The organism is Amycolatopsis sp. cg13 (assembly GCF_041346965.1).
Lineage (GTDB): Bacteria > Actinomycetota > Actinomycetes > Mycobacteriales > Pseudonocardiaceae > Amycolatopsis.
The window spans coordinates 7,845,307-7,871,628 of the sequence record NZ_CP166848.1 but is presented as its reverse complement, the minus strand read 5'-3'; the positions used below and the strand labels follow the sequence as shown (position 1 = coordinate 7,871,628).

Genomic DNA, 26,322 nt, shown 5'->3' with positions numbered 1-26,322 from the left:
CATACGCCGCGCTCCCGGCCGCTGGCTCACAGAGAAAGTGCGCCCGCTATGGGTCACAGATCCCGCGGATTGACGACGTGCACGGCGGCTTCCTCGGCCGACGCCGCTCCCCCGTCAATGCCGATGTCCGAGGCATACAGCTCGGCCTCGGTGTCGGGGCCGAATCCCGCGTTGGAGGCGACCAGGCGGCCCGCGCGGAAGTCGCCGACCTCGTCGTCGACCAGTTCGCCGTCGGTGTCGTCCGTGTCGCCGAGGCCGTCGCCGTCGGTCGCGCGGATCTCCGGGAGTTCGCGGGCCAGCCGGCCCGCCCAGCTTTCCCCGGTGGCTTCTTCGGAGGCGGTGGTGCCCCAGTCGCGAGTCGCGAGTGGACGTTCCGGCGGCGAATACCCCTCGTCATAGGGGTCGCCGTCCTCCAGGGTGTCTTCGGGATCCAGCACGCCGGTGTCGGCGTTGTCTTCGATGTCGTCGTCCACTGCTCCTCCTTCCCGCGTGCCCAGGTTACTGCCGCCCGCTAGCCTGTGCGCTCACACCGGGTGGAGGAACGATGACTCAGTGGAGCGGCCCGACGCTGATCGCCGTGTTCGCCGGTTTCGGGCTGGCGTTCGTTTTGGTAGTGCCGTACGTGGCGGTCAGCTATCGCAAACGCGGCGAGCTCGGGCTGCTGCGCGCGATCGCCGCGCCAGCCTTCCTGGTGTACTGCTTCGCGCTGGTCACCTACACCCTGCTGCCGCTGCCCGACGTCGACGCGGCGTACTGCGCGACGCACGAATCGTTGCGGCATCCGGTGTGGAATCCGCTTCAGTTCCTCGAAGACATGAAGCAGTTCAACACCGGACTGCTGGATAATCCCGCGCTGCGGCAGGTGTTGTTCAACGTCGCGTTCTTCGTGCCGTGGGGCGTGTTCCTGCGGCGGTTGTTCGGGCGGAGCATCGGGTTCGCGATCGTCAGCGGGTTCTTCGTGTCGCTCGCCATCGAGACGACCCAGCTGACCGGTGTGTGGTTCCTGATGGAGTGCCCGTACCGGCTGTTCGACACTGGCGACCTGCTGTCGAACACCGTCGGCGCGGGGGTCGGCGCACTTCTCGCGCCCGTACTGCGCCGGTCCGGACGGCTGCGTCCGGCCGACGAACCGCGTCCGGTCCTCGCCCGGCGGCGGCTGCTGGGCATGGTGCTCGATCTGATCTCGGTCACGCTGGTGGGCGTCGTGCTGAGCATGATCGCGCTCGCGGTGCAGTACGTCACGAAGGGGACGCTGCAGAACAACACGCTGATCGACGACGTCCTCGGCCGGTGGGTGCCCACTGCGGTTCTGCTGTTGCTCGTGCCGCTGGTCGGCAATGGCGCGACGCCTGGCCAGCGCGCGGTCATGCTGACTGTGGTGCGCGCGGACGGACGGCCGCCGTCGGTGCTGCAGACGATCGTCCGGTTCCTGATCGGTTCGGGCGGTTATTTCATTCTGGTCGGCTTGGATTCCGGGTGGACGTCGCTGTGGCTGCTGGCGCATCTGGTGTTCATGGTCTTCACGCGAGGCCATCGGGGCCTGACCGGGCTGGTGTGCCGGTTGTCCGTCGTAGACACGCGAGCGGTGGTCCGGGAGCCAGTTGCCCCGCCAGGGTGATGTCGTTTTTTCGCGAGGTTTCGCGGGTGCGGCGGGGCAGACTGGTCGGCGTGTACGAGGACACTGAACGCTGTATCCGCGCGGTGCAGTCGAAGGACGACCGGTTCGACGGGTGGTTTTTCACCGCGGTGCTGACCACGCGGATCTACTGCCGGCCGAGCTGTCCGGTGGCGCCGCCCAAGGTCGAGAACATGCGCTTCTACCCGAGCGCGGCCGCCGCGCAGGCCGCCGGATTCCGCGCCTGCAAACGCTGCCGGCCCGACGCGTCGCCCGGTTCGCCGCTGTGGAACGAGCGCGCCGACGTCGTGGCGCGCGCGATGCGCCTGATCGGCGACGGGGTCGTCGACCGGGAAGGCGTGCAGGGGCTCGCCGCGCGGCTCGGGTACAGCGTGCGGCAAATCGAACGACAGGTGCAGGCCGAACTAGGCGCGGGACCGCTCGCGCTCGCCCGGGCCCAGCGCGCCGAGACCGCCCGGCTGCTGATCGAAACCACCACGATGCCGATGAGCGATATCGCGCACGCCGCGGGGTTCTCCAGCATCCGGACGTTCAACGAAACCGTGCGGGCCGTCTTCGCCCTGACGCCGAGCGAACTGCGCTCCCGCGTACGCGGCGGCAAGCGGACCAAGTCGCCGGGCGTGCTGTCGCTGCGGCTCCCATTCCGCCGGCCGCTGTGCCCGGACAACCTTTTCGGGCACCTGATCGCCACCGCGGTCCCGGGCGTCGAGGAATGGCGCGACGGCGCGTACCGCCGCACGCTGCGCCTCCCGCACGGCCACGGCGTGGTGTCGCTCCGCCCGGAGCCGGACCACGTCGCGTGCCGCCTGAGCCTCACCGACCTGCGCGACCTGGCCGCCGCGATCAGCCGCTGCCGCTGGCTGCTGGACCTGGACGCCGACCCGGTCGCGGTCGACGAGCAGCTCGCCGCAGACCCGACCCTCGCTCCCCTGGTCGCCGCCGCGCCAGGCAGGCGCGTCCCGCGCACAACCGACTCGGCCGAGTTCGCCGTGCGGGCCGTCCTCGGTCAGCAGGTCTCGACCGCAGCCGCCCGCACCCACGCAGCACGCCTCGTCTTGGCGCACGGCACCCCGATCGAGGACCGGGAAGGCGGCCTGACGCACCTGTTCCCGTCGCCCGAGTCGCTGGCCGACCTGGACCCGGAAACGCTGGCGATGCCGAAGTCCCGCCGCGCGACGCTGCTGGGCCTGGTGTCGGCTCTGGTCTCCGGCGACGTCGACCTGACCGCAGGCGGCGATTGGGTGCACGCCCGCGCGCAGTTGGCCGCGCTGCCGGGTTTCGGCCCGTGGACGGTGGAGAGCATCGCCATGCGCGCCCTCGGCGATCCGGACGCCTTCGTCGCGACTGACTTGGGTGTGAAGATCGCCGCCGAAACCCTAGGCCTGCCAACGAGTCCAGGTGCCTTGATCGCACACGCCAGCCGATGGCAGCCGTGGCGCGCGTACGCGGTGCAGCACCTCTGGGCGACCGGTGACCACCCGATCAACCGGATTCCCGCGGTGTCGGCATGACCGTGGTGCACACCGTCATCGACAGTCCCGAAGGTCCGCTGACCCTCATGGCCCGCGACGGCGGCCTGGCCGGCCTGTACATCGGCGACGAGCAATACCGCCCGCCACGCGCCGCCTTCGGCGACCGGGACGACCGCCCGTTCGTCGCGGCGACGCGTCAGCTGCACGAGTACTTCGCCGGTGACCGGGTCGAGTTCGACCTTCCGTTAGCTTTCAGTGGCACTCCTTTCCAAGAGACGGTGTGGCGGGCGCTACTGCAGATCCCGTACGGCGAGACGACGACCTACCGAGAGCTGGCCGAATCGATCGGCCGCCCGACGGCGTCCCGTGCGGTCGGCCTGGCGAACGGCCGGAACCCCATCGGCATCGTGGTGCCGTGCCACCGGGTGCTGGGCAGCGACGGATCGCTGACCGGCTACGCGGCTGGGGTGGAGTGCAAGCGGAGGTTGCTGGAGTTGGAGCGGGGCGGGCGGTTTGGCGGGCGGTTGGTTGCGGGGTGAGTCGGGGTCGGGGTTGCGGGCGGTTGGTTGCGGGGTGAGTCAGGGTCGGGGTCGGGCGGCAGGGTTGCGGCTCGGGTTTTGCTTTCGGGCTCGGCGCGCTGGCTCAGGTCGGCCAGGTGGATTGGAGTGACTTGGCTTGGGCTGGACGGATTGGCTCAGGCCCGGGCAAGTTCCCGGGACTGACTCGCCGGGCTGATTGCGCGGGCTCGGGCCGGGGCCAGATGACCTGATACAGCGCTGGGCTGGGCAGCGCTGGGCTGGGCCGGGTCGAGGGCGGCCTGGCTTCCGGCGGGATCAAGCGAGCAGACCGGCTCGGCTCGGCCACCCCGGAATCAGCCGAGGCCCAGGCCGACCAGGGACGCTGCCGGTAAGGCTCGGGCCCGACTGGATCACTGCCCGCGCAGGGCTCGACCCCTCCAGGGAGCAGCCGTAGCCGGGACGCAGCCCACCCACCAAGGGCCGAGCCGATGTGAGCCGCCGCCGCAAGGCTCAGCGCCAACCGGTTCCCGCCCAAGGCGGGGCCGGGCTCAGTTGAACCAGCCGTTCACCGTTCCAAAATCCAGTGCGCCGGTCACCTCCCCGTAAGTCCCCTGCTTCAGCACCTCGGCCGCCGCGTGGTGGGCCAGCGAGTAGGCCGCCTGGGCGATCGACGTCCCGACGCTCACCCGGCGCACTCCGGCCGCGGCGAGGTCGGATACCGGAGGTGCGCCCGGTCCGGCCATGGCGCTGACCGGAATCGGCGAGGACTTTGCCAGTTCTGCCAAGACTTCGACGTCAACCAGGCCTGGGACGAAGATGCTGTCCGCTCCGGCGTCGGCGTAGACGCGGGCTCGGGTCAGGACATCGTCGAAGCGGCCGGCGGGTTCGCCGATTCCGAACAGGTACACGTCTGTCCGCGCGTTGATCCACAGCTCGGACAGACCGGCCGTCGCGGCGGCAGCTCGGGCGGCGGTGAAGCGTTCTGCCTGTTCGTCTGGGGTGAAGAGGGTCAGAGTTCCCGCGCGCGAGTCTTCCAGGTTCACGCCTACCGCCCCGGCCTCGACTACGCCGGTCACGGTTTCCGCGACGGCGGAAGGGGCTAGGCCGTAGCCGCCTTCTACGTCGGCCGTCACCGGGACTTCTACGGCCGCGGCGATGTGCGCGACGACCGACAGCATTTCCGCGCGGGAGAGGTGTTGGCCGTCGCCTCTGGCCAGGGCCCAAGAGACGCCGCCGCTGGTGGTGGCGATGGCCGGGGCACCGGCGCGTTCGATGGCGACCGCGCTGCCCGCGTCCCAGGCGTTCGGCAGCACGAGGACGTCCGCGGCGTGCAGTTCACGGAAGAGATTTGCCTTGTCTTGCAACGAGTTCACGAGGTTCCTCCCCAGTAGCGAGCCCCGGTCGGGGCAACTGCGGAGGAACGTATCAGCGGGCACCGACAAAAACCGGAGCCGAACTCGTCAGGGGAGGTCGAAACCCAGTTCGCGGGCGGCGTCCGCGGGGGTCGGCTGGGTCCAGCGACGGGCGACGGCTTCGTGGGTGGACAGCGAGCGCAGTTCGGCCCGGTCCAGGTACAGGATTCCGTGCAGGTGATCCGTCTCGTGCTGGACGATTCGTGCTGGCCAGCCGGACAATTCCTCGTCCAGAGCCGCACCGGTCTCGTCGCTGCCGCGAAGCCGGACCCGCAGGGCTCGCGCGACGACGGCCTGCCAGCCGCGCACGCTGAGGCAGCCTTCGAAGAACGCGGCGGTTTCGTCGCCCACTCGGGTGTACGTGGGGTTCACCAGCACGCGGAACGGCAGCGGGACGATCCCGCGGGTGGCGAGGGTGGATTCGGCGACGCCTGGACGTTCGCGGGCACCATCTTCGACAACAGCGATCCGCACCGACAGGCCGATCTGCGGCGCAGCCAGGCCGACGCCGGGCGCGGCGCGCATGGTCTCCTTCATGCCCTCGATCAGCGCGGACAGCATCCCGTCGCTCAGTTCGCCCTCGTACGGGCGGGCCGCGGCGCGCAGCACGGGGTCGCCTGCCTGCACGATCGGCCACGGCAACGGCTGGGCGAGCAGTTTTTCGACCTCTTCGGCGAGCACTGGCGGACTCCTCTCCAAGGGCAACGGGACTGCGGCATGATCGCACCCGCGCGGAGCACGACACTCGCCCGGGGATCAGGCAAGCTGGCAGCCGTGGCCTACGACGTGAACGCGATCCGCAAGCACTTCCCCGCGCTCGAGAGCGGTGCCGCCCACTTCGACGGACCTGGCGGCTCCCAGGTCCCGGATGTGGTCGGCGAAGCAGTGTCCTCGACCCTCTGCGCCGCTATCGCGAACCGCGGCACTGTCACAGCGGCGGAGCGCCGCGCGGACGGCGTCGTGCGCGAAGCCCGCCAGGCCGTCGCTGACCTGCTCGGCGCACGGCCGGAAGGCGTCGTGTTCGGGCGCAGCATGACCCAGGTGACCTACGACTTCTCCCGCACGCTCGCGAAGAACTGGGGCCCTGGCGACGACGTCGTGGTCACTCGGCTGGACCACGACGCCAACGTCCGGCCGTGGGTGCAGGCCGCCGAAGCGCGCGGCGCGACTGTTCGCTGGGCGGACTTTGATCCGAAGACTGGCGAGTTGTCGACGTCAGCGATCGCAGACCTGCTCACTGACCGGACGCGGCTGGTCGCGGTTACTGCCGCGTCGAACCTGCTCGGCACGCGTCCGGACATCCCGGCGATTACCGACGCGGTGCGCGAAGCAGGCGCGCTGAGCTATGTGGACGGCGTGCATCTGACGCCGCACTCGCCGGTCGACATCACCGCTTTGGGCGCTGACTTCTACGCCTGCTCGCCGTACAAGTTCCTCGGCCCGCACCTCGGCCTTCTCGCCGCCGCGCCCGATCTCCTGGAGACACTGCAGCCGGACAAGCTGCTGCCGTCGAGCAACGCCGTTCCGGAGCGTTTCGAGCTGGGTACGTTGCCGTACGAACTCCTCGCGGGCACTACCGCGGCCATCGACTTCCTCGCCGGGCTAGTGCCGAGCGAAGGCAGTCGGCGCGAACGTTTGCGTACGTCGCTTACGGCGCTCGAAGCCCACGAAGACGCACTGCTGCAGCGGTTGGAGGACGGTCTCGCTGCGCTGCCGCGCGTCGTGCGTTACGGCTCACCGACGCGTCGCCGTACGCCGACAGTGCTGTTCTCAGTCACCGGCCTGACGCCGCAGGCTGTGTACGAGCGTCTCGGCGCGCGCGGGATCAACGCGCCTGCTTCGACGTTCTACGCCATCGAGTGCGCACGGCATCTCGGTCTCGGCGACGCTGGTGCCGTACGCGCGGGCATCGCGCCGTACACGACTGCAGCGGAAGTCGATCTGCTGCTCGCTGCTGTTGCGGAGCTGTGAATGAGCATCGAGACGACTGTCGACGGACAGGTCACCACCATCACCATCAACCGGCCGGAGAAGCGCAACGCGCTCACGAAGGCGATGTACGTCGCCCTCGCCGACGCCTTCGACGCTGTCCGCACGCCTATCGCCGTACTGAGCGGAGCTGGCGGTGCGTTCACGGCGGGCAACGACCTTGGCGACTTCCTTGCCCACGAAGCAGGAGACAGCACGAAGACGCCCGCGCGGGTCTTTCAGGAGGCGTTGCTCGCGACGCAGGCGGTGGTGGTCGCGTCGGTCGACGGTCCGGCTGTCGGCATCGGCGCGACCCTGCTGCTGCACTGCGACCTCGTCTACGCCACCGAACGCAGCTACCTGCAGTTCCCGTTCGTACCGCTGGGGCTGGTGCCGGAGTTCGGCAGCAGTTACGCGCTGCCGCGCCGTGTCGGTCCGCAGCGCGCGACGGAGCTACTGCTGTTTGGAGAACGACTGCCTGCGGTCGAAGCGGCGCAACTTGGGTTGGTCAACGAAGTGCTCCCTGACGCAACAGCGCTCAGTAAGCGCGTCGAGGAACGCGTCGCGACGCTCGCCACCCGATCGGTGCGCGCGGTGACGGCGACGCGCGCACTGTTGCACGACCGCACTGACCTGAGCGTCGAGGAGCGAATGGAGTCGGAGTCCAAGCACTTCGCCGAACTGCTGCACGACCCGGACACTGTCGCCACGTTGCGCGCGAAGCTCGACCGTCGTTAACGACGGCGGCGCTTGTCCACCGCGGCGTCGAGAACTGGACCTAGTTCCTCAACGACGGTGTCGAGCGCCGTCACCGCGCGCTCGACGCGCGCCAACACCAAGGCTCCTTCAAGCGCGCTGATCATCAACACTGCCAACGAAGCAGCGCGCGCAGCCGGTACGCCCATCTGCTCCAACGCGGACACGATGGGCTTCCGCCACTGCACGAAGGCGTCGTTCGCACGCTCGCGCAACGGTTCGCTCGACGCGGCCGTGTCGGTGACTGTGGCGACTAGCGGACAGCCGTAGTCGTAGCCGATCTCGACGAACTCTGCGCGCCAGTACTCGACAACGGCGGCGAAGAGCGCGGACGGCGTCGGGTCTGAGAGGGCGTCCATCGCGCGCGTGACGCGACGCGCGGCGTAGCGGCCAGCCCAGTCGATGGCTTCGCCGAACAGCTGTTCCTTACCGCCCGGGAAGTAGTGCTGCAGCGACCCCCGCGGTGCCTCGGCATGCGCTACTACCTCGCGCATTCCGGTGCCGCTCAGGCCTTGCGTGCGCAGCAACTGCGCAGCGCTGTAGACCATCCGGTCGCGCGCCGGCCGTTCCGTCATCGAGCGTCTCCTCCGTGACCGTCAGCTCGTACTCGTTCTCGCCGCCGTACCCCGGGACGCAGCGGAACCCGCACGCCCGCAGCAATCCTTCCGCGGCGACGTTGCCCTCCTGCACCGTGGCGTGCAGCGTCCAGCCTCGCCACTGCTCGGCGGCCAGCCTGACCAGGCCGCGGCCGATGCCCTGCCGCTGCCATCCGTCGGCGACGAGAAGGCCCAGCTCGACGCGGCGGCCGTCTTCCGGAACCGCGTTCAGCAGCCCGGCGGGCGTGCCGGAAACCTCGGCGACGAGAGCGGTGCCGACGAGGAGAAACCGCCGGTACCGGGACAGGACCGACTCCGGGTCGATCGGGCCGCCGAGGGTGAACCGGCGGCTCAGCGATTCCGGCGAGCAGGCGCGGACGAGATCGGCCACGGAACCGGCGGTGGCCGGTCGCACGGCGGTCATGACAGTCGTCATAACCCGAGGGTTGCACACGGCCGTGGCTATGACAAGCGTCATGGGAGATGTCACGCTGCCGACACGGCCCGCGCAGTCCGCGGACCCCGGGACCGCCGGGCGGCCACCGGTTTCGGGCAAGACGAATTCACTTATCGTATCCGCCTTACCCCATCGGCGGTAATTCCACCGATTAATCGGGCGTTGACCACGATGCGTGGTCACTGGGCCTCTTTGGGTGAAAACGGTTCCCGATACCTGCCGGGAACGCGTTTCTTCCTTATATTTTCCTGGACGCTCCGGCCTGCGAGCAAAGGAGACACGGCCATGACCCAGTCGCTCGAAGTTCCGACGAAGGAATTCTGTCTCGACTGGACGATGGACGGGGCCAATGGCGGCAGGGTGCACTTCACCCTGTCCGGCCAGGTGAGCCTGTTGGACGGCAAGAGGTTCTACAAGGTCGACGGCGTGCTGTACATCGCGGACGGCAGCGCGTACTGCCGGGAGATCGGGAACCCGCGGCTGCACGTGCGGCGCAACGGCGTCGAGGAGAGCGGACGGCAATGGGGCTGGGAGACGATCAGTTCCCGCAAGAGCGCGAACCGGCTCTGCACAATGGACGGTTATTTCGTGCGCACGGGCTACTGGGCGCCCGCCGATCGCAGCATCCAACTCGGAATCGTCGCCGAACACGGGATCACCCGGCGGCGTTCGCACAGTCCTACCGCCACGATTCGACTGGTCGACTGAATGGGTTCCCGGATATCGGGATTGCCCCTCGGTTTGTGATCGGCAATGCCTGATTCCGAAGTGAACAGCGGCAAGGCATTTCGCGACGGCTCGGGCGGGCAAGTCTGCCCGAGCCGTCCGCGAGGGAAACCCGCGGTTGCCTCCTCGCGAACATCCGGCGCACAACCGCCCGTCGGCAATGGCACAAGATCGCTTGCCCGCCAACGTGAACCGTGCGAATCAGACGATCCGCCTCCGAATCGTCGGCACCGCAACCCATTCGCGGGCTTGCGCGGCGAAAGATCAATCCAGGCAACGTGCTCTGGGCCACGCGGGCGCGGCCGAACATTGGCCTGGACCACTCGCCGCCGCGGGGCGAACCTCCGCTCGTCGTCACCCACACGGGTAAACCCCTGCCCTGGAGGTAAGCAGAAACACACCGGATCCCCAGGAAAAACGTGAAAAACGTTGTGCGGGACACAGCGCTCGCGCGCGCGAAAGAGGACCATGGGAGTCATGCGGAACAGGACTCGGGCAGGCAGACCACCACACCCTGGTAAACGATTGCTCCGACGGCTCGGCGCCGTGCGCAACCCGCTCGTGCGACGGTCGGACCGGATCGAAGGCGTGTTCGCCGGGATCGTCACGCTGCTGGCGCTCATCGCGATTCCGTTCGCGATGATGATCGGCAGCGCGGACATCACCGCGGAGACCGCCGCTTCGGACGCACAGCTGCAGTCGCGGCACCAGGTCACCGCCACGGTGCTCACGACGGCCGCGCAGCCGGCCGCTTCCGTCGGCGACAGCGCGCCGATCGCCAATACCGCGCGCGTGAACGCGGTCTGGAAGCCGCCGAACAGCGTGCAGCGGACCGGGATCATCACGGTGCCCAGCGCTTCCGCGACCGAGGGTTCGACCACCGACATCTGGCTCGACGACACCGGCAAGCAGACCACCGCCCCGCTGACGCACGCGGACGCGGTCACCAACGGCGTGCTGGTCGCGGCCTTCTGCTGGCTGTGCGCGGTCGCGGTGCTCGGCGGTGCGTTCTGGGTGGCGCGGCGAGTGCTGGACCACCGGCGCGCGGCGCGGTGGGCTGCCGAGTGGGCGCAGTTCGCTGGGCCGGAAGCGGTTCGCTGAGGTTTTCGCGGGCTGCGTGGTCGCGGTGCTTGCTGGGGCGTTTCGCACGGATTGGCCGGACCTCCGGCGGATGGATGCGGTTCGCGACTCGGCAACCGGCTGGCTGACACCTTCACGCACTGGGTGGTCGCGGTGCTTGCCGGAGCGTTCCGCACAACCCGGTGAGACCCTCCGGATGAGTCGGTTCACGAATCCCGAAGCGGCTCACTGAAGCTTCCGCAGGCTGCTCGACTGCGGTGCCTGCGGGAGCATTGCGCGCAGCCCGGCAAGACCTCGCGCGCATGGGTGCGGTTCCTGAATGCGGCAGCGGCGCTCGACGGAGCGTTAAGCAGCTCGACGATCGGTGCCGCCGCCCTAGGGCGATTCGCGCGTGCCGGAAGCAGTCTGGCAGCCTGCGTGGTCGCTGCTGGCTAGCGCGTTGACAAGACATCCGCTACCGAACGGGCCGAGTTCGCGAGAAAGAAGCGGTCCGGCCAGCGCAAACGAACAAGCCAAGTTCGCAACCCCGGTGAATGCGCGGTCGGGCGTAGTTCGCTAGGCCCGGAGGCAGTCCGCTGACGCATCCTGCTGCCTCCGGGCCCAGCTCGGCGGACCGAGCGGGGCGACACCCCCAGCGTCGCCCCGGGCCGGTACTACGCCTGCCGCTCTTGCCCGGATGTGGCGAGTTAGCCACCAGCTATCTCGTCGAGGCACAGTCTTGTGGAGCCGTCCAGTGATTGTCAACTGTGAGCTAATCTGAGATAGTCGCCTTAGCTGAGAGCAATCAGCTGCGACTGGAGGGGCGTAGCAGCATGTCCGAAGACGATCGGCCGGCGGATTCCCGGCCCACCCTGGCCTCCAGACTCGACGACCTCTTCCGCACGGTACGGCCGCAGGGAAGGCACTGGACGAACGCCGAGGTGGCAGCCGAGCTGAAGCGGGCGTCGCCGGAGCTCAAGGTCGGCGCGGTGTACTTGTCTCAGCTGCGCACCGGCAAACGGACCAACCCCTCTCAGGAGCTGCTGGCCGCACTGGCGAAATTCTTCGGGGTCTCCGTCGCGTACTTCTTCGACGACGAGGTCGCCGGGTCGGTCCTGTCGGAGCTGGCCGCGGTGGAGGCGATGCGCCAGGCGGGCGTCCGGGCGGTCGCGATGCGCGCGGCGGGCATGCGCGAGGAAAACCTCCAGGCGATCACCACGATCATGGACCAATACCGCAAGATGCAGGGGCTGCCCCCGGTCACGGACGAAGCCGCACGGTGACCGGCACCCCGTCCGACGCCCCGCAGCGGCGCGAGCAGCTGCGGCGGATGCGCGACGAAGGCGCCCGGCGGATCGCCGAACTCGGCCTACCGCCGAAATACGACCTTGCCGCCCTCTGCGCGCGCCTCGGCGAGATCCGCGAACGGCCGATCACCCTCGTGCCGCTCCCGATGCCGGCGTCGCACCCGTGCGGCATGTGGGTGGCCGCACGGGGCGAGGACCTGATCTTCTTCGACGCCAACACCACCGGGGCGCACCAGGAGCACATCATCTTGCACGAGCTGGGTCACATCATCTGCTGTCATCGCGGCTCGGGTCTCCTTGACGACGAGAGCGCCCGTTCCCTGTTCCCGAACCTGGATCCGGACATCGTCCGCGACATGTTGATGCGCGCTACTTATGACGACGCGCAGGAACAGGAAGCCGAGATCATCGCCTTCCTGCTGTCGGAACGCATGGGCACGCCGTCGAAACCGATCGCCCAGACGCCCAAAGCCGGGGAGAAACCGATGGACCGGATCGAGCGCTCGCTCCTCTAGCCCCGCTCCCGGTGCACCCGCCGTCCGTGAGGGCCACCCTCACAGACTCTGATTCCCTCAGGGCTCCCCTCACGACCGACGCAAGTCCGCCCGCCGCCGCCCGCCGCGATGCGCCCCCAATGTGGCATTGGGTGCATGCGACGCACCCAATGTGGCGTTCGGTGCATCTGACGCACCCAATGCCACATTGGGGCGCCGGCCCCCACCACCCGCGAAACCGCACCGACGCACCCAACGTTCGAGGCACCCAGCCCCTCCCCCGCACCCCGATACGAAGCCTTCTCTGCGGTTCGGGGGTGCTTGTCAAGGCATCTTTCCCGCCTTGACAAGCACCCCCGAACCGTCAGCACACTCGGGCTTCGGGGTGCCCCACGCAACCAAGGCGGCAATGTCGCCGCCAGGCGACGAGCCGAACCTCACCCAGCCCGCAACCCGGCCAACTCCGTCCCCGCCACCCCCACCGCATACCTCAACTGATCCTCCCGATGCTCACTGGTGATGAAGAACCGCAACCGGGCCTGCTCCTCTTCCACTGCTGGATACAGAATCGGATCCACCACCACGCCGCGTTCGTACAATGCCGTCGCCAGCCTCAACGTGGTATCCGAACCCCCGACCACGCAAGGCACGATCGGCGTGTCCCCAGCTGACCCGGTAGGTAGTCCGACTGCTGTGGCCAACTCCAAGAACAACCTGGAATTATCCCGCAGTCGCGCCAATCTCTCCGGCTCCTCCTGCAGGATCCTCAGCGCCGCAAGGGAAGCCGCCGCGTTGGCTGGAGTGATTCCGACGCTGTAAACAAAACCTGGCAACGAATACCGCAGCCAGCGGACCGTCCTCGCTGAACCGGCCAGATAGCCTCCGCAACCGGCCAGCGACTTCGACAGGGTTCCCATCCAGAGATCGACGCCAGAACGATCAACGGCGAAATGGTCGCCGACTCCGGCTCCGCGTGGGCCCATTGTTCCGATGCTGTGCGCTTCATCGACCATCAGCAATGCGCCATAGCGTCGCTTAAGTTCAATCAGCGCAGGCAAATCGGCGACATCGCCGTCCATGCTGTAGACGCCTTCTACGACGATCAGCACTCTCCGGAACCGCGATCGTGATCGACGCAGCACGTCCTCCAGTCGTGCTGTGTCGTTGTGCGGGAACGGTTGCCGCGTGGCACCGGACAGTGCGCAGCCTTGCAGGATGCTGTCGTGTGCCAGCGAATCGTGCACGATCAGGTCGCCTGGGCCGACCAGGTGGCCGATCGCGCCGACATTCGTCGCGTGGCCGCTCACCAGGACAAGGCTGTCCTCGACGCCTAGGAACGCAGCCAGCTCCGTCTCCAGGTCACGGGACAGGTCGCGGTCTCCAGCCAGCAAGCGGCTGCCGGACACCGAAGTCCCGTATCGTTCGACGGCCTCGTGCACCGCCGCGGTCACCGCTGGGTGACCGGCCAGCCCTAGGTAGTTGTAGCTGGAGAAGGACAAATACGCACGGCCGGACACTGACGTTGTGGCGTCCATCCGTCCCTGATGCTTGCGGAAGTACGGATTCGGCACGCCTAGGTCGTCGAATTCCTTCAGCCGTGCATCGATCGCCGCTGCCTCTGGGAACTCTTCGATCGCCGCGCTCGTGGGATCCCACGACGGAGCCGGTGTGTCCGGCACTGGAGCAGCAGACACCAAAGCCGTTGCGGGAGCGAGCAAACCCGCTACCGCGCCTACGGTCAGCGCGCCCGACTGCTCGACTTCCAGCGGCAAGTCGGGAAAACGCTTACGCAGCCGGCCTTCCAGTTCAGTCAGCATCAGCGAATCGAAGCCTAGATCGTCCACGAGCAGCTGCCCGGCGTACAACTCGGTGACCGGGAACGCTGTCGTCCGTGCGACTTCTTCAAGCACCACAGCCAGCACGTCCCGGGCGGACGTCGTCTCCGCTGCCTCCTCGACCGGCGCTGCAGTGGCGCCAAGGGGTTCCAACGTCTGCGCCTTGGCCAGCTTCGCGTCGTCGACGACCCAGTGGCGTCGCGGGCTGAGCGGGCTCGGTGGCAGCGTGCAGTGCGGCAGGCCGTTCGCGGCCGGTCTTAGTCCGGTTCCGGTCACCGCGCGCGGAGCCAGCTCAAGAGGGACGCCGTCCTCGGTCGGCTCTTCCCCCGGTGACACCACGCCAGCGAACACACCGGGGACCAGTTCGCCGTTCTGCCCGGATTCCAGGGCGACTGATGCGTCGACGAGCTTGGCGATCGCGTCAGCGACATCGTCCGCGGCTACTGCGAGCCGCTCCGGGAAGAGCGTTCGGCGGGCGAGAGTGCCTGCTGCCGCCGCCAGCGGCGGAGTCTCGCTGCTGAGCGCATCAGCCACTTCACGGGCGTGCCGAGCAAGTCCGGCGCGGTCCCGCGCGGTGAGCAACAGCAGGCGCGGCGTTTCGGCGGACGGAGATTCCTGTGCGGCCTCCTCGATCACCACGTGCACGTTCGAGCCGCCGAAACCGAACGCGCTGACTCCCGCTCGGCGCGGTCCGTCGCTGTCCCACGGGGTGATCTGGCCGGCTACCTGGAGACCGGCTTCTCGCAGCGGCAGATGGTCCGCTTGCTCGAAATCCGGCTGCGGCAGAATCTGTCCCTTGTGGACGGACAAAATGGACTTGATCAGTCCGGCGATTCCGGCGGTGCCAAGGGAATGGCCGACCACTGACTTCGCCGCGCCGAGATACGCCGGGTCCTCCGCGCCGCGGCGCAGTTCGGTCAGCGCGCCGATCTCCACATCGTCGCCGACCGCGGTCGCGGTGCCGTGTGCTTCCAGGAAACCGACCGACGCAGGGTCGACTCCCGCGTCTTGGTAGGCCCGCCGCAATGCGCGCAGCTGGCCGGATTCCTGCGGCATCATGCCGCCCTTGACGGTGCCGTCATTGGACAATCCGACGCCGCGGATCACCGCGTACACCCGGTCTCCCGCCGCTCGTGCGTCCGAGAGCGGGCGCAGCACCAGGACGCCCGCCCCCTCGCCGAGCACGAAACCGTCGGCCCGGCGGTCGAACGGGCGGCATTCGCCGGTGCGCGAGATCGCGCCGATCCGGCACAGGCCGACGAACAGGTCCGGGGCCAGGACCAGCTGCGCGCCGCCTGCGACGGCGATCCGGCATCTGCCCGCCCGCAGCGCGAACACCGCGTTCGCCACCGCGGTCAGCCCGCCGGAGCAGGCCGAGTCGAGGGCGTAGCTCTCGCCGTGCAGGTCGAAGACGTTGCTGATCGAACTCGGCCCCATGTTGAGCAGCAGCCCGGCCATCGCGGTGGCGTGCAGGCCGCTGACCGCGGACGCCGCCTCGGCCATCGCCGGATCGCCCGCCCGGCCGAACTCGCCGCCGATCAGCTGCTTTAGTCGCAGGTGCAACGTGCTCATGTCGCGGTAACCGCTGTCGCTGAGCGACATGATCACCGACGTGTCGTCGCGGTCGAAGCCCCCCGCTTCCCATCCCGCGTCCTGCAGCGCTTCCCGGGTCAAGTCGACCAGCAGCCGGTGCTGCGGGTCGAGCGATTTGGCCCGCCGCGGCGGGATCTTGTAGTGCCCCGCGTCGAAGTCGCCGACGTCCTCCAGCAGCGCCATGCGGTCGGAGTAGACCGCGGTGCTGTCCCGGAAATCGTCGTTGTAGAACGCTTCGCGCCGCCACCGCGAATCCGGCACTCGCCGAAACTGCGGTTTGGGCTCGCTCAGCAGATCCCAGTACTCGTTGACGTTGCGCGCTCCCGGAAAACGGCATCCCATTCCGACAACGGCGATGTCCTGGCTATTTTCGGATTCTTCCCACCCAGATGCAGCAGACCCCATGGCATGACTTCCTCGTGCCGATTCCCACCCAGTCGACACCGAGATTGCCCGTTCTTACCCGGTTTTTCAAGGGCATTGGGCAATCTGCGGAGGAATGCACAGACAACTCAACTCACGGTAGCCAAGCGATCACGCCACCAGGCCACGGTCGCGGCGAATTGATCTTTCTCCGCCGTCGGTTCGATATCGAAAAATTCCTGTGCCGCACGGGAATCCAGGACAAACGGGCGGTCGAACTGGTAGCGGACCTCCCCCAACTCGCGTAACAGCGGCGAAACGAGGGAGGCAGCCCGCAGTAACATCGGGGAAAGGCGTTGCACCGGCACCGGAGGCACTCCGGCCGCCTCGCACAACAGCGCCACCATCACCCGGGCGGACCGCGGCGGACCAGTCGGCACATGCCACGCCTTGCCCCACGCTTTTTCTTCCCGCGCGGCCGCGACCAGCGTGCGCGCGACATCCGGAAGGTAGCTCCAACTGTGCGGCGCGTCCGGATCGCCGAGTACCTGCACCTTTCGCCCTCGCAGCACGTTCGGCACTACGCGGGCGGCGAGATGTCCGCCGTCGGTCACTCCGGGGCCGAAGAAATCGGAGGCGCGCACCTCGACCATCCGGATGCGGCCCTCGTCGTGCAATGCGTGCAAATGTCCGGACAGCAAAGCCCGGATCCGGCCCTTGGTCCCGGTGGCCGCGAGCGGCAGATTCTCAGTGAGCGGACCGTCGACCGGCCCATAGCCGTACAAATTCCCCAGCGACACCAGCAGCGCGCCGTTCGTTTCGGCCGCGGCGCAGATCGAGTCCAGCAGCGGCGGCCAATCCGTCGCCCACCGGTGATAAGGCGGGCTCGCGCAGCTGTAGATCGCGGTCGCGCCCTTGGTCGCTTCGATGAGCGCGGCCTGGTCGGCGGCATCGAGCGCGACGTGCTCCAGCCCCGGTTCGTTCTCTCGGGGCGAACGGGCGATCACCCGCACTCGCTCGCCCTGTTCAGCCAGCAAAGCCGCGGTGGCCGCCCCTGCCGGTCCGTATCCGAGCACCGCCTGAAAACCCATGGCGACACCCTAGCCACCAGCGCATCCCGTTGCGGCCGTTCACGAACCGGCCGTCCGCCGTTCACCGGACCGTCGCGGCGGACTGGTCTCGACCAGGCTGCCGACACCCCGGCTCCACCCGGAATTCGCCCAGGCCAGAACCCGTTTTCCGGCCCTAGTTCAGCACGTTGCGGTGGTGTATGGTCGCCGATCGTGAACAATTCCGCCAAGGTCGCCGCGCACACCGTTCCGCCCACCGGGCACTGACCGCAATCCGGGGGCGCGAGTGAACACCCTGAAGATCATTCTGTTCTCCTTGTCGGCGGTCTCCTCGTACGCGGCCTTGCTGTACAAGCTTTTCTCGATGCGCCGCTCGTGGCGCGACCCGGCCTACATCGTGCTGATGACGACGCTGATCCTGCAGTGCGTCACGTTCACCCTCGGCGCGATCTCGCTCAGCATCGGCTCGCTGTTCGGGATACCGAATCTGGCGATCTTGATCTTGCACCTGGCCGCGGTCGCGTACTGCATCAGCGCGCAGCTCCTCCTGATGCTGTGGGCGAATCCGCCGTCGGAGATCCGCGCCCAGATCCGCGCGTGGATCGTTTCCGGCGCGGTGCTGTTCGTGGTGCTGACCGTGCTGTTCTTCATCGGCAACAAGCCGGGCACGCCGGGCACCGCGTTCGCCGTGGGCAGCAAGGACCCGGTCATCCTCACCTACCTGCTGCTGTTCATCATTTCGCAGGCAGTGCCGTGCGTGACGATCTACCTGCAGTGCCTGCCGTACGCGCGAAGCACGTCGAGGGTGTGGCTGCGCCGGACGTTGCGGACCCTCGCGGTCGGCGCGGTGATCCTGTTCCTGTACTGCGCCACGCGCGCGGTGAACATCGTGAGCCCGGCGCTCGGCTGGCACCTCGGCACGTGGGCGATCGCGCCGTCGGTGTTCAGCGCGCTGGGCATCGTGATCGTGTCGTTCGGGCTGACCATGCCGTCGTGGGGCGAGCACGTGTCGTCGGTCGCGCGGTGGCAGCGCAATTACCGTTCTTATCGCGCGCTCTACCCGCTGTGGCATTCGCTGTACGAATCCTCGCCGGGCATCGCGCTGGAACCGCCAGCCGAGGGAGACACCGATCGGCGCTGGTCGGACTTGCACTACCGGCTGCATCGCCGGGTCATCGAGATCCGCGACGGCTGGCGCGCGCTGCGGCCGTACATGGATCGCGCCGACACCCCGAACGGCGACCAGGCGATGGCCGAGGCGCGCAAGATCCGCCAGGCGCTCGAGGCGAAGACGTCCGGTGTGACCCCTGCGGAAAACCAGGACAACGGCGCGTTCGACGACCACGACGCGAAGACGTTCGCCGCCGAAGTCGCCTGGCTCACCCAGGTTTCGGAGGCTTACGCCAAGCTCGCCTGAGCCGGAGCTTGCGGCTGCGGCTGGTCGCCCAGCAGCGTCTGGCCCTTCGTCAGCCACGCGAAACCGAACGCGAACACCGCGAGCGACTCAAGCCAGAGCGTCGGATGCAAGGCCGCGGTGGCGGCGTTGAAGAACAGGCCATTGAGGACGATCAGCACCAGGCAGGCGAGCATCACGATGCCGCACGTCCGGTAGACAGCGTTGCGCGAACGTTTGCGCTTCGTCGGCGCGCCGTCGTGTTTGGTGAACAGGAAGAGGCAGAAGAACGCGAGGGTGAGGAAGAAGATCGCGGCGAACACGAGGTGCGCGACGCCGATCGCGTGCTGGGTGGGCGTCGGCGAGACCGGCTGGGTCGGGAACAGCGCGACGCCGATGCCGGCGATCGCCGCGACGTTCGCCGCGATGTCGTCGACCCGGCCGTAACCGCGGTAGGCGATCAGGAAGACGCCGATCGCGCACAAGGTGCCGACGAAGACGTTCCGGAGATCGCTGTAGTAATAGCCGCTGAGCGAGCCGAGCAGGCCGCCGCCTTCCAGCAGCTCCTTCCCGACGATCACGACGATCGGCAGCAGGATCCCGAGCACCCCGATGGCGCGGCGAAGGAACAGGTAAGAGCGCACGAAAGCAGTCATGGCACGGCTCCCCGAAGTCGTGCACTCTTTGTACCTGTTCCGTCACCGGTTCACCGGACAGACGGGGAAATCCACCGGTTCAGCCCAGCAGGTCGTCCAATTCCGCGAGAAGTTTCGCCTTCGGCCGGGCGCCGACGAACGACGCCACCGGGGCTCCGTCGCGGAACAGCATCAACGTCGGCAGCGCCATCACCTGGTAGGCGCGCATCGTTTCGGGGTTTTCGTCGGTATTGAGCTCGCGCACGGTGAGGCCGGGTCGTTCCGCGGAGATCTCGGCGAGCACCGGCGCGATCATCCGGCACGGCGGGCACCAGTCGGCGGTGAAGTCGACCAGTACGGGCTGGCCGTGCTCCAGGACCTCGGCGGCGAAGGTGGCGTCGGTGGTCATCGGGACTCCTCGGATTCAGCAGTGCAGGGGTCAGCCGGGCGCGCAGCGGCGGCGGCGAGCTTGTCGAGCAGGGCGGAACGGACCGCGGCGAGGTCGCGCATGCAGGCCTCGACCTCGTCCAGCTTCCGCAGGTACACCTCGACCGACGCCGGGCACGCGTCGCCCGCGTCGTGGCCGGTGCGGAGACAGTCGACGAACGGGCGGGTGTCGTCGAGGCTGAACCCGACCGTGCGCAGAGTCTGGATTTCCGTGACCAGCCGCAGGTCGTCCTCGTCGTACTCGCGATAGCCGTTCGCCGCGCGCGCCGCCGGGAGCAGGCCCTGTGCCTCATAGAAGCGCAGGGCCCGCGTGGTGGTCCCGGCCCGCTGTGCCAGTTCGCCGATCCGCATGTCTTCGACGCTAAACCTTGTCGCTGACGTCAAGGCAAGGCGTGCGCGCGAGGCTGCGGGTATTCGCGGAATTTGACCGCGTTCGCCGCTCGGGTGCCCATGTACGCGAAGACGCGGCGGCCGATCGGACCGGCGAGCTGGCGGTACATCTTGTTGCGCTTGCGCAGCTTCTCCTCGGTGGCCGGCACCAGGAAGTCGGCCGAACCGGCCCCGTTGCGCTGTCCGACGCGGGCGGCCTTGCGCAGCCGCTGCTCGTAGCGGGCGAACGCGGTCGCGTGGTCGCCGCCGGCCGCGGCGAGTTCCCCGGCCAGGATCTGCGCGCCCATCATCGCGAGCCCGGTGCCGGATCCGCCCGGCCCGGCGCACCAGGCGGCGTCGCCGAGCAGCACGACCCGGCCGCGGGACCAGCTGTCGAGCTTGATCTGGCCGACGGTGTCGAAGTACAGGTCGGGCGCGTCCGCGACGGCGGTCAGCAGCTGCGGGAGTTCCCATCCGGCGCCGGCGAAGACCTCGGTGACGATGTCCTTCTGCCGGGCCAGGTCCGGGCGGCCGTAACCGTCCGGGTCGCCGCGGAAGGAGAGGCCGACGGTGACGGTCGCCGGGTCGAGGTGGCTGGTGACGATCGCGCCGAGGCCGGGTTCGTTGTAGAGCAGGCCCTCGTGGTCGAGGCGGAGGTGGTTGGGCGCGGTGAACCCGGCGACGTGGTAGCCGAGATCGGTGCGGAACTTCGCTTCCGGGCCGAACGCGGCCGTCCGCACGCCGGAGTGGATGCCGTCCGCGCCGACGACCAGGTCGAACCGGCGCGGGGCGCCGTGGCGGAAGGTGACGTCGACGCCGTCGGCGGTCTCGGTCAGCGAGGTGACGCGGTCGCCGAAGACGTACTCCGTGTAGCCCTTGGTGTGGTCGTAGAGGATGCGGGCGAGGTCGCCGCGCAGGACTTCCAGCTCGCCGTTGGTGAACCCGCTCGGCAAGGTGAAGGCGGGCTGCCCGGAGGGGTCGAGCTGCACCTGCTCGCGCAGCGCGGTGTCGAGCTCCCGCAGGTCGTCGAGCAGGCCCATCGCTTCGATGAGCTTCATCTGCTCGCCGCGGAAGTCGACGGCCTGCCCGCCCGGTCGCAACTGCGGCGCGGCCTCGACGACGGTCACCGAATAGCCGTAACGGTGCAGCCAGTAGGCGGCGGACGGGCCCGCGACGCTGGCGCCGGACACGAGAACGGTCTTGCTGGTCATCTCTGCTCCCCTGGATCGGTAGGCGATGCGGCAAGACTGCGGCGCACCGCTTACCGCGCCCGCACGGAGCGCTGACGGCCTCGGTCAGTCCTCGGCGAGCCGGGTGAGCATCCGGGAGAAAACGCGGCCGAGCAGCTCGAGTTCAGGGCCGCTGACCTGGTCGAAGAAGTACCGGCGCACGAGTTCGCCGTGCTGGCCCTCGGCCGCCTTGACCGCCGCCCGCCCGGCTTCGGTGAGCCGGACGTTCGCCCCGCGCGCGTCCTCGGTGCAGTTCTCCCGCGTGACCAGGCCGCGCTTGCACATCCGGCTCACGTGATGCGACAGCCGGCTGCGGTCCCATTCGACGGTCGCGCCGAGCTCCCGCATCCGCAGCACGCCGTCCGGTTCGTTCACGAGCGGGACGAGGAGGGCGTAGTCGGCTCCGGAGATCCCCGCGTCGCGCTCCAGCTGCCGGTCGAGCGCGCTGCCGAGCGCCCGTTGCACGCGCTGGTAGGAACACCAGACCTCGGCCTCGCGCCGATCGGGCACCACGTCCGCCATCCGGCGATTCTACAAAGAGCGGACGGGATTTCGCGTCGGTGCGTAAGTTGGGAGAGTGACCAGGTCCGGGCAAGAAACCTTCTTTCGTGCCTTCCACGCGAGCCATCCGGCGGTTACGTCGCACGCGTTCGGCGGCGGGCGGAGCGCCTGCGGGCGGTCGAGTTACGAGCTTCTCCGCGACGAGATCGCCGGTCCGGGCCGCGTGCTCGATCTGGCTTGCGGCGACGGATTCCTGCTTGACCTGCTTGCCGCGGCGGGACATCAGGCGATCGGGGTCGACGTGTCGAGCGTAGATCTGGCGCTTGCCAGGCAGCGTTCAGCAACGGTGGCGGAGGCACGGGCGCAGCAACTGCCGTTCGCGGACCACGCGTTCGATTCCTGCGTGTCGCACATGGCGTTCATGCTGATGAATGACATCGACCAGGTCGCCGCGGAGCTGGCGCGGGTGCTTCGGCCCGGCGGGCAACTCTCCCTCGTCGTCAGCGGCGGAGCAGCGGGAGACGAGGCGTACGGGCTGTTCGGCAGGCTGCTGCGGGAAATCCTCGCCGACGTCCCGGCGGAGCAGCGGTTGTCCCCGCTCGGCGACAAGCGCACCCGGAATCAAGCCGGATTGGCCGAAGTCCTCTCCCCGGCCGGGTTCGCTCCCGTTCAGTGGCGCACCGAGGCGATCGACTTCAGCGGTTCGCTCGATCAGGTCTGGGATTTCGTTTCCGTCACCTACAACCTCTTCCCGCTCGGCGAAGCGGCATCCAACACGCTGAAGACCGCCTTTTTCGCCGAAGCACCAGCACTGACCAGACCAGACGGGCTGATTCCGCTTGTCTCCCAGATCCATCTCGCCAGCACCCACACTGTCCACAAAGGACGGTAAACCCGCCCTAGTGGCACCCGTCACCTTCTGGCAAGATCGAGGGCTCTGACGTCTCCAGTTCACGCCGAAGGGGCAGGGCATTGGGTCTGGGCAGGAAACTGGCCGTCGCCGCCACCGCGGTCACCGCGGCGACGGCGTTGTTCACCGCGACACCAGCGAGCGCCGCGTCCGCGGCGATCGACTGGAAGCCTTGTCCTACCGGGCAGGGCGCCGAATGCGGCAAGCTCACCGTGCCGCTCGATTGGGACCATCCCGGCGACGGCACGATTCAGCTCGCGCTCGCGCGGCGCAAGGCCACCGATCCCGCGCACCGGATCGGTTCGGTGCTCATGGATCCGGGCGGGCCGGGCGGTGCGGGCGCGGGCGAGGTGCAGAGCGGCTGGACGCTGTCGCCTAAGGTCGCCGCGCGATTCGACACGGTCGGGTTCGATCCGCGCGGGGTCGGGGAAAGCACCGCGATCAAGTGCGGGCTCGACGAACTCACCGCGAAAAACCCGGTGCAGCCGAAGGATTCCGCCGAATTCCAGCAGCTGCTCTCGTACAACCGCGCGCTCGGCCGCAGCTGCGAGAAGATCACCGGGCCGCTCGCCACGCACTCCGACACGCGCAGCGTCGTGCGCGACATGGATGCCATCCGCGCCGCGCTCGGCGACAAAAAGCTCACCTATTACGGCGTTTCCTACGGCACGCTGATGGGCCAGCAGTACGCCGAGGCGTACCCGGACCGGGTGCGCGCACTCGTGCTCGACAGCAACATGGACCACTCGATCCGCAGCACCTGGGAGTTCCTGAAGACGGAAACCCAGGCCACGCAAGAGTTGTTCGAGCAGTTCAGCGACTGGTGCGACCGCACGACGTCGTGCGCGCTGCACGGCCAGGACGTCAGCGCGGTGACCGCGGACCTGTACGCCCGCGCCGAACGCGGCGAGCTCGGCACGCCGGACGACAAACTCGACCCGATGGCGCTGGTCGGCATCTACTCGCAGAACTTCTACGGCCCCACCTGGGGCAAGCTCGCGCAGACCCTGGTCAGCCTCCGCGACGGGAAGCCGCTCGGCTCGGCCTTCGCCAAGGACGACATCCCCATTCCGAACCCGTTCAACAGCATCTTCTGCTCGGACTGGCGGCTGCCGATCACGTCTTACCCGCAGCTCGACAGCTACCGCCGGGCGCTCACCGACGTATCGCCTGACCTGCACTTCTCGCCGCTGGGCTGGAGCGCCGCGGCCGGATGTGCGAGCTGGCCCGCGCCGGTGCGCAACCCGCAGCACCCGCTGTCGGTCCAGCGCGGCGTGCCGATGTTGATGCTGAACAGCCGTTACGACCCGGCCACGCCGTACAACTGGGCGGTGCGCGCGTCGCAGCAGTCCGGCGCTCCGCTGCTCACCTACGAGGGCTGGGGCCACGGCGCGTACTTCAAGAAGAGCCAGTGCGTCATCGACGCCGCGGACGCCTTCCTGATCGACGGCACGAATCCGGGCCGGGGCAAGCATTGCCCGGCGGTCGAGCCGAGTGTTCAGTCCAGGATGGACGGTCCGCGCGCGCCGGCTACGCTGCCGTACTGAGACAGCGAAAAGCGGGGCCCTGATCGGATCAGGGCCCCGCTTTTTCGTGGCTTCGGCGGCTCAGTAGTCGTCACGCCCGGTGAACTGCTGCTCCAGCAGCTCGGCCGAACCGGCGACGAGTTCGAGCGGATCGGTGAACTCGTTGAGGTCGAGGTTCAGCAGCGGCAGCGAATGCCGCAGCACGAGGTGCTCGCCCATCACCACGAGCCCGCCGACCACCAGCGTCTGGCCTACCTCGCTCAGCACGGTGAGCAGATCGACCTCGTCCACCCGGGCGAACGGCGTCGCGATCTGCACCCAGTCCTCGCGCTGGTCGAAAATCTCCCGGGCGATCACCACGACCTGCGCCCGCCCCGTCGTCTCCGCGTCGTCGCCGAACAGGACCCGGATCCGGATTTCGCCCGGGTCGTCCCGGATCACCCGGTAGGTCTGCCTGATGTAGGCGACCAGGTCATTCCACTCCGCCACGCGCTTTCCTCCCGTTGGTAGGCAACGAAGATCAGCGTAGCGGGACAACCCGCGCGGAGATGAGCGTCAGAGCAACTTCCACGCTCCAGTGAGCGCCTCGCGCAGAATCTGCTCCATCTCGTCGAACTGCGGCTGGTCGCAGATCAACGGCGGCGACAGCTGGACCACCGGCTCGGCGCGGTCGTCGGCGCGGCAGTAGAGACCGCCCTCGAACAGCGCGTTCGAGAGATAACCGCGCAAAATCCGTTCCGATTCCTCGGCGGTGAAGGTCTCTTTGGTCGCTTTGTCCTTCACGAGTTCAATCCCGTAGAAGAAACCCGTGCCGCGCACGTCGCCAACGATCGGCAGATCGGTCAACCGGTCGAGGGTCGCCCGGAAGGCGGTTTCCTTTTCCAGCACATGGCCGTAAAGGTTCTCGCGCTCGATGAGATCGAGGTTGGCGTGCGCGACCGCGCACGAAACCGGGTGCCCGCCGTAGGTCGAACCATGCATGAAGGTCGCCTCGCCGCCGGCGAACGGTTCCATCAGCTTCTCGCTCGCGAGCACCGCGCCGAGCGGGGCGTAACCCGAGGTCAGGCCTTTCGCGGTGGTGATGATGTCCGGCTGGTAGCCATACCGCTTGGCCGCGAAGTCGTAGCCGATCCGGCCGAACGCGCAGATCACCTCGTCGGACACCAGCAGCACGTCGTGTTTGTCGCAAATCTCGCGGACGCGCTCGAAATAGCCCGGCGGCGGAACAAAACAACCGCCGGTGTTTTGCACGGGTTCGAGGAATACTGCGGCGACGGTGTCCGCGCCCTCGAATTCGATAGCCTGCTCGATTTGGTCGGCAGCCCAGCGGCCGTACGCCGCATAGTCGTCAGCGTGCTCGGGTGCGCGGTAGAAGTTCGTGTTCGGCACGCGCAAGGTGCTCGGCACGAGCGGCTCGAAATCGGCCTTCGCACCCGGAATGCCGGTGATGGACAACGCACCCTGCGAGGTGCCGTGGTACGCCAGCGCTCGGCTGATCACCTTGTGCTTAGTGGGTTTTCCGGTCAGCTTGAAGTACTGCTTGGCGAGCTTCCACGCCGTTTCCACGGATTCGCCGCCGCTGACGGTGAAGAACACGCGGTTGAGGTCGCCCGGCGAAGCTGCGGCCAGGCGCTCGGCCAGTTCGAGTGCGGGCGGATGCGCGTGGCCCCAGAGCGGGAAGTACGCGAGCTGTTTCGTTTGCCGCGCGGCGGCTTCGGCCAACTCCTCGCGACCGTGGCCGACCTGCACCGCGAACAGCCCGGCGAGGCCGTCGACGTAGCGCTTGCCGGTGTCGTCCCAGATGTAGGCACCGTCGCCGCGCACGATCACCGGGAAGTGCTCGGCCTGACTGTGCCGCGTGAAGTGCAGCCAGAGGTTGTCGTGTGCGGCGGCGCCCTGGCCGGTGGCGATCCCGGCGGGTTCGGCGGTCGTGGTCATGGCTCCTCGAAACGGGCCTCGAAGCTGCCGGCACGCACCGTGGCGTACCGGCCGGACTTCTCGGTTATCGCACGAGCCGACGCCGGTTGGCAAGCGGATCAGTCGCCCGGGC

General features: G+C 68.3%; 26 protein-coding genes. 12 read left to right on the top strand and 14 right to left on the bottom strand.

All coding sequences use genetic code 11. The features are described from left to right. Positions 1-53: 53 nt before the first annotated feature. Positions 54-473 (bottom strand): DUF5709 domain-containing protein, encoded by a 420-nt coding sequence (locus AB5I40_RS37080; RefSeq protein WP_370934818.1) that lies wholly within the window; start codon positions 471-473, stop codon positions 54-56. Positions 474-544: 71 nt separating this feature from the next. Here AB5I40_RS37080 and AB5I40_RS37075 point away from each other — a divergent pair, with 71 nt between their 5' ends. The 3 genes from AB5I40_RS37075 to AB5I40_RS37065 are packed head-to-tail and all read left to right on the top strand — an operon-like array spanning position 545 to position 3,647. Further along, positions 545-1,618, top strand: coding sequence for a VanZ family protein (locus AB5I40_RS37075; RefSeq protein ID WP_370934817.1), 1,074 nt, complete (start codon positions 545-547; stop codon positions 1,616-1,618). 50 nt (positions 1,619-1,668) lie between these two features. Continuing rightward, complete coding sequence (locus AB5I40_RS37070; RefSeq protein WP_370934816.1) at positions 1,669-3,147, top strand: AlkA N-terminal domain-containing protein; 1,479 nt, start codon at positions 1,669-1,671, stop codon at positions 3,145-3,147. After that, positions 3,144-3,647, top strand: coding sequence for a methylated-DNA--[protein]-cysteine S-methyltransferase (locus AB5I40_RS37065; RefSeq protein WP_370934815.1), 504 nt, complete (start codon positions 3,144-3,146; stop codon positions 3,645-3,647). The genes AB5I40_RS37070 and AB5I40_RS37065 overlap by 4 nt, the downstream gene beginning before the upstream one ends. A gap of 527 nt (positions 3,648-4,174) precedes the next feature. On the opposite strand, the gene AB5I40_RS37060 is transcribed toward AB5I40_RS37065, so the two are convergent. Next, positions 4,175-4,999, bottom strand: coding sequence for an isocitrate lyase/phosphoenolpyruvate mutase family protein (locus AB5I40_RS37060; protein ID WP_370934814.1), 825 nt, complete (start codon positions 4,997-4,999; stop codon positions 4,175-4,177). An 87-nt stretch (positions 5,000-5,086) separates the two neighbouring features. Beyond that, the gene (locus tag AB5I40_RS37055) at positions 5,087-5,719 is read right to left on the bottom strand and encodes a peptide deformylase (RefSeq protein ID WP_370934813.1); all 633 of its coding nucleotides are present in this window, start codon (positions 5,717-5,719) and stop codon (positions 5,087-5,089) included. Between the two features lie 93 nt (positions 5,720-5,812). Between AB5I40_RS37055 and AB5I40_RS37050 the strand changes: the two genes are divergently transcribed. Further along, positions 5,813-7,009 carry a cysteine desulfurase-like protein gene (locus AB5I40_RS37050; RefSeq protein ID WP_370934812.1) on the top strand — a complete coding sequence of 399 codons (1,197 nt, stop codon included), beginning with the start codon at positions 5,813-5,815 and terminating at the stop codon, positions 7,007-7,009. Further along, complete coding sequence (locus AB5I40_RS37045) at positions 7,010-7,744, top strand: enoyl-CoA hydratase-related protein (RefSeq protein WP_370934811.1); 735 nt, start codon at positions 7,010-7,012, stop codon at positions 7,742-7,744. On the opposite strand, the gene AB5I40_RS37040 is transcribed toward AB5I40_RS37045, so the two are convergent. Next, positions 7,741-8,256, bottom strand: coding sequence for a TetR/AcrR family transcriptional regulator (locus AB5I40_RS37040; protein ID WP_370940689.1), 516 nt, complete (start codon positions 8,254-8,256; stop codon positions 7,741-7,743). The genes AB5I40_RS37045 and AB5I40_RS37040 overlap by 4 nt on opposite strands. Then, positions 8,189-8,782: an N-acetyltransferase family protein gene (locus tag AB5I40_RS37035; RefSeq protein ID WP_370934810.1), complete on the bottom strand. Its 594-nt coding sequence runs from the start codon at positions 8,780-8,782 to the stop codon at positions 8,189-8,191. The genes AB5I40_RS37040 and AB5I40_RS37035 overlap by 68 nt, the downstream gene beginning before the upstream one ends. A gap of 318 nt (positions 8,783-9,100) precedes the next feature. Between AB5I40_RS37035 and AB5I40_RS37030 the strand changes: the two genes are divergently transcribed. The 4 genes from AB5I40_RS37030 to AB5I40_RS37015 all read left to right on the top strand — a co-directional run bounded on the left by AB5I40_RS37030 (position 9,101) and on the right by AB5I40_RS37015 (position 12,422). Beyond that, positions 9,101-9,523: a hypothetical protein gene (locus AB5I40_RS37030; protein ID WP_370934809.1), complete on the top strand. Its 423-nt coding sequence runs from the start codon at positions 9,101-9,103 to the stop codon at positions 9,521-9,523. Between the two features lie 564 nt (positions 9,524-10,087). After that, the gene (locus tag AB5I40_RS37025; RefSeq protein ID WP_354735202.1) at positions 10,088-10,642 is read left to right on the top strand and encodes a hypothetical protein; all 555 of its coding nucleotides are present in this window, start codon (positions 10,088-10,090) and stop codon (positions 10,640-10,642) included. A gap of 791 nt (positions 10,643-11,433) precedes the next feature. After that, complete coding sequence (locus AB5I40_RS37020) at positions 11,434-11,883, top strand: helix-turn-helix domain-containing protein (RefSeq protein WP_370934808.1); 450 nt, start codon at positions 11,434-11,436, stop codon at positions 11,881-11,883. Continuing rightward, the gene (locus tag AB5I40_RS37015; protein ID WP_370934807.1) at positions 11,880-12,422 is read left to right on the top strand and encodes a toxin; all 543 of its coding nucleotides are present in this window, start codon (positions 11,880-11,882) and stop codon (positions 12,420-12,422) included. Before AB5I40_RS37020 ends, AB5I40_RS37015 begins: the two co-directional genes overlap by 4 nt. Before the next feature lie 416 nt (positions 12,423-12,838). Here AB5I40_RS37015 and AB5I40_RS37010 read toward each other — a convergent pair whose 3' ends face one another. Both AB5I40_RS37010 and AB5I40_RS37005 read right to left on the bottom strand, forming a co-directional pair. Continuing rightward, positions 12,839-16,234 carry an aminotransferase class I/II-fold pyridoxal phosphate-dependent enzyme gene (locus AB5I40_RS37010; RefSeq protein ID WP_370934806.1) on the bottom strand — a complete coding sequence of 1,132 codons (3,396 nt, stop codon included), beginning with the start codon at positions 16,232-16,234 and terminating at the stop codon, positions 12,839-12,841. Positions 16,235-16,341: 107 nt separating this feature from the next. Continuing rightward, a complete protein-coding gene (locus AB5I40_RS37005) occupies positions 16,342-17,283 on the bottom strand; it encodes an NAD-dependent epimerase/dehydratase family protein (protein ID WP_370934805.1) in 942 nt (313 codons plus the stop codon). A 265-nt stretch (positions 17,284-17,548) separates the two neighbouring features. Between AB5I40_RS37005 and AB5I40_RS37000 the strand changes: the two genes are divergently transcribed. Then, positions 17,549-18,679 carry an MAB_1171c family putative transporter gene (locus AB5I40_RS37000; RefSeq protein WP_370934804.1) on the top strand — a complete coding sequence of 377 codons (1,131 nt, stop codon included), beginning with the start codon at positions 17,549-17,551 and terminating at the stop codon, positions 18,677-18,679. On the opposite strand, the gene AB5I40_RS36995 is transcribed toward AB5I40_RS37000, so the two are convergent. From AB5I40_RS36995 to AB5I40_RS36975, 5 genes are all read right to left on the bottom strand, one after another. Then, a complete protein-coding gene (locus AB5I40_RS36995) occupies positions 18,661-19,311 on the bottom strand; it encodes a DUF998 domain-containing protein (protein WP_370934803.1) in 651 nt (216 codons plus the stop codon). The genes AB5I40_RS37000 and AB5I40_RS36995 overlap by 19 nt on opposite strands. A gap of 79 nt (positions 19,312-19,390) precedes the next feature. Further along, on the bottom strand, positions 19,391-19,699 hold the full coding sequence (gene trxA / locus AB5I40_RS36990) for a thioredoxin (protein WP_370934802.1): 309 nt from the start codon (positions 19,697-19,699) through the stop codon (positions 19,391-19,393). Continuing rightward, positions 19,696-20,088, bottom strand: coding sequence for a MerR family transcriptional regulator (locus AB5I40_RS36985; RefSeq protein ID WP_370934801.1), 393 nt, complete (start codon positions 20,086-20,088; stop codon positions 19,696-19,698). Before AB5I40_RS36985 ends, trxA begins: the two co-directional genes overlap by 4 nt. A 29-nt stretch (positions 20,089-20,117) precedes the next feature. Continuing rightward, a complete protein-coding gene (locus AB5I40_RS36980; protein WP_370934800.1) occupies positions 20,118-21,317 on the bottom strand; it encodes an FAD-dependent monooxygenase in 1,200 nt (399 codons plus the stop codon). 84 nt (positions 21,318-21,401) lie between these two features. Beyond that, positions 21,402-21,857: a MarR family winged helix-turn-helix transcriptional regulator gene (locus AB5I40_RS36975; RefSeq protein WP_370934799.1), complete on the bottom strand. Its 456-nt coding sequence runs from the start codon at positions 21,855-21,857 to the stop codon at positions 21,402-21,404. A 55-nt stretch (positions 21,858-21,912) separates the two neighbouring features. Here AB5I40_RS36975 and AB5I40_RS36970 point away from each other — a divergent pair, with 55 nt between their 5' ends. Both AB5I40_RS36970 and AB5I40_RS36965 read left to right on the top strand, forming a co-directional pair. Further along, positions 21,913-22,728: a class I SAM-dependent methyltransferase gene (locus AB5I40_RS36970; RefSeq protein WP_370934798.1), complete on the top strand. Its 816-nt coding sequence runs from the start codon at positions 21,913-21,915 to the stop codon at positions 22,726-22,728. Positions 22,729-22,808: 80 nt separating this feature from the next. Continuing rightward, positions 22,809-24,293: an alpha/beta hydrolase gene (locus tag AB5I40_RS36965; protein ID WP_370934797.1), complete on the top strand. Its 1,485-nt coding sequence runs from the start codon at positions 22,809-22,811 to the stop codon at positions 24,291-24,293. Positions 24,294-24,353: 60 nt separating this feature from the next. Here AB5I40_RS36965 and AB5I40_RS36960 read toward each other — a convergent pair whose 3' ends face one another. Together AB5I40_RS36960 and AB5I40_RS36955 are read right to left on the bottom strand one after the other, a co-directional pair. Continuing rightward, positions 24,354-24,761 (bottom strand): hypothetical protein, encoded by a 408-nt coding sequence (locus AB5I40_RS36960; protein WP_354735230.1) that lies wholly within the window; start codon positions 24,759-24,761, stop codon positions 24,354-24,356. 66 nt (positions 24,762-24,827) lie between these two features. Beyond that, positions 24,828-26,210 carry an aspartate aminotransferase family protein gene (locus AB5I40_RS36955; RefSeq protein ID WP_370934796.1) on the bottom strand — a complete coding sequence of 461 codons (1,383 nt, stop codon included), beginning with the start codon at positions 26,208-26,210 and terminating at the stop codon, positions 24,828-24,830. Between the last annotated feature and the right edge of the window lie 112 nt (positions 26,211-26,322).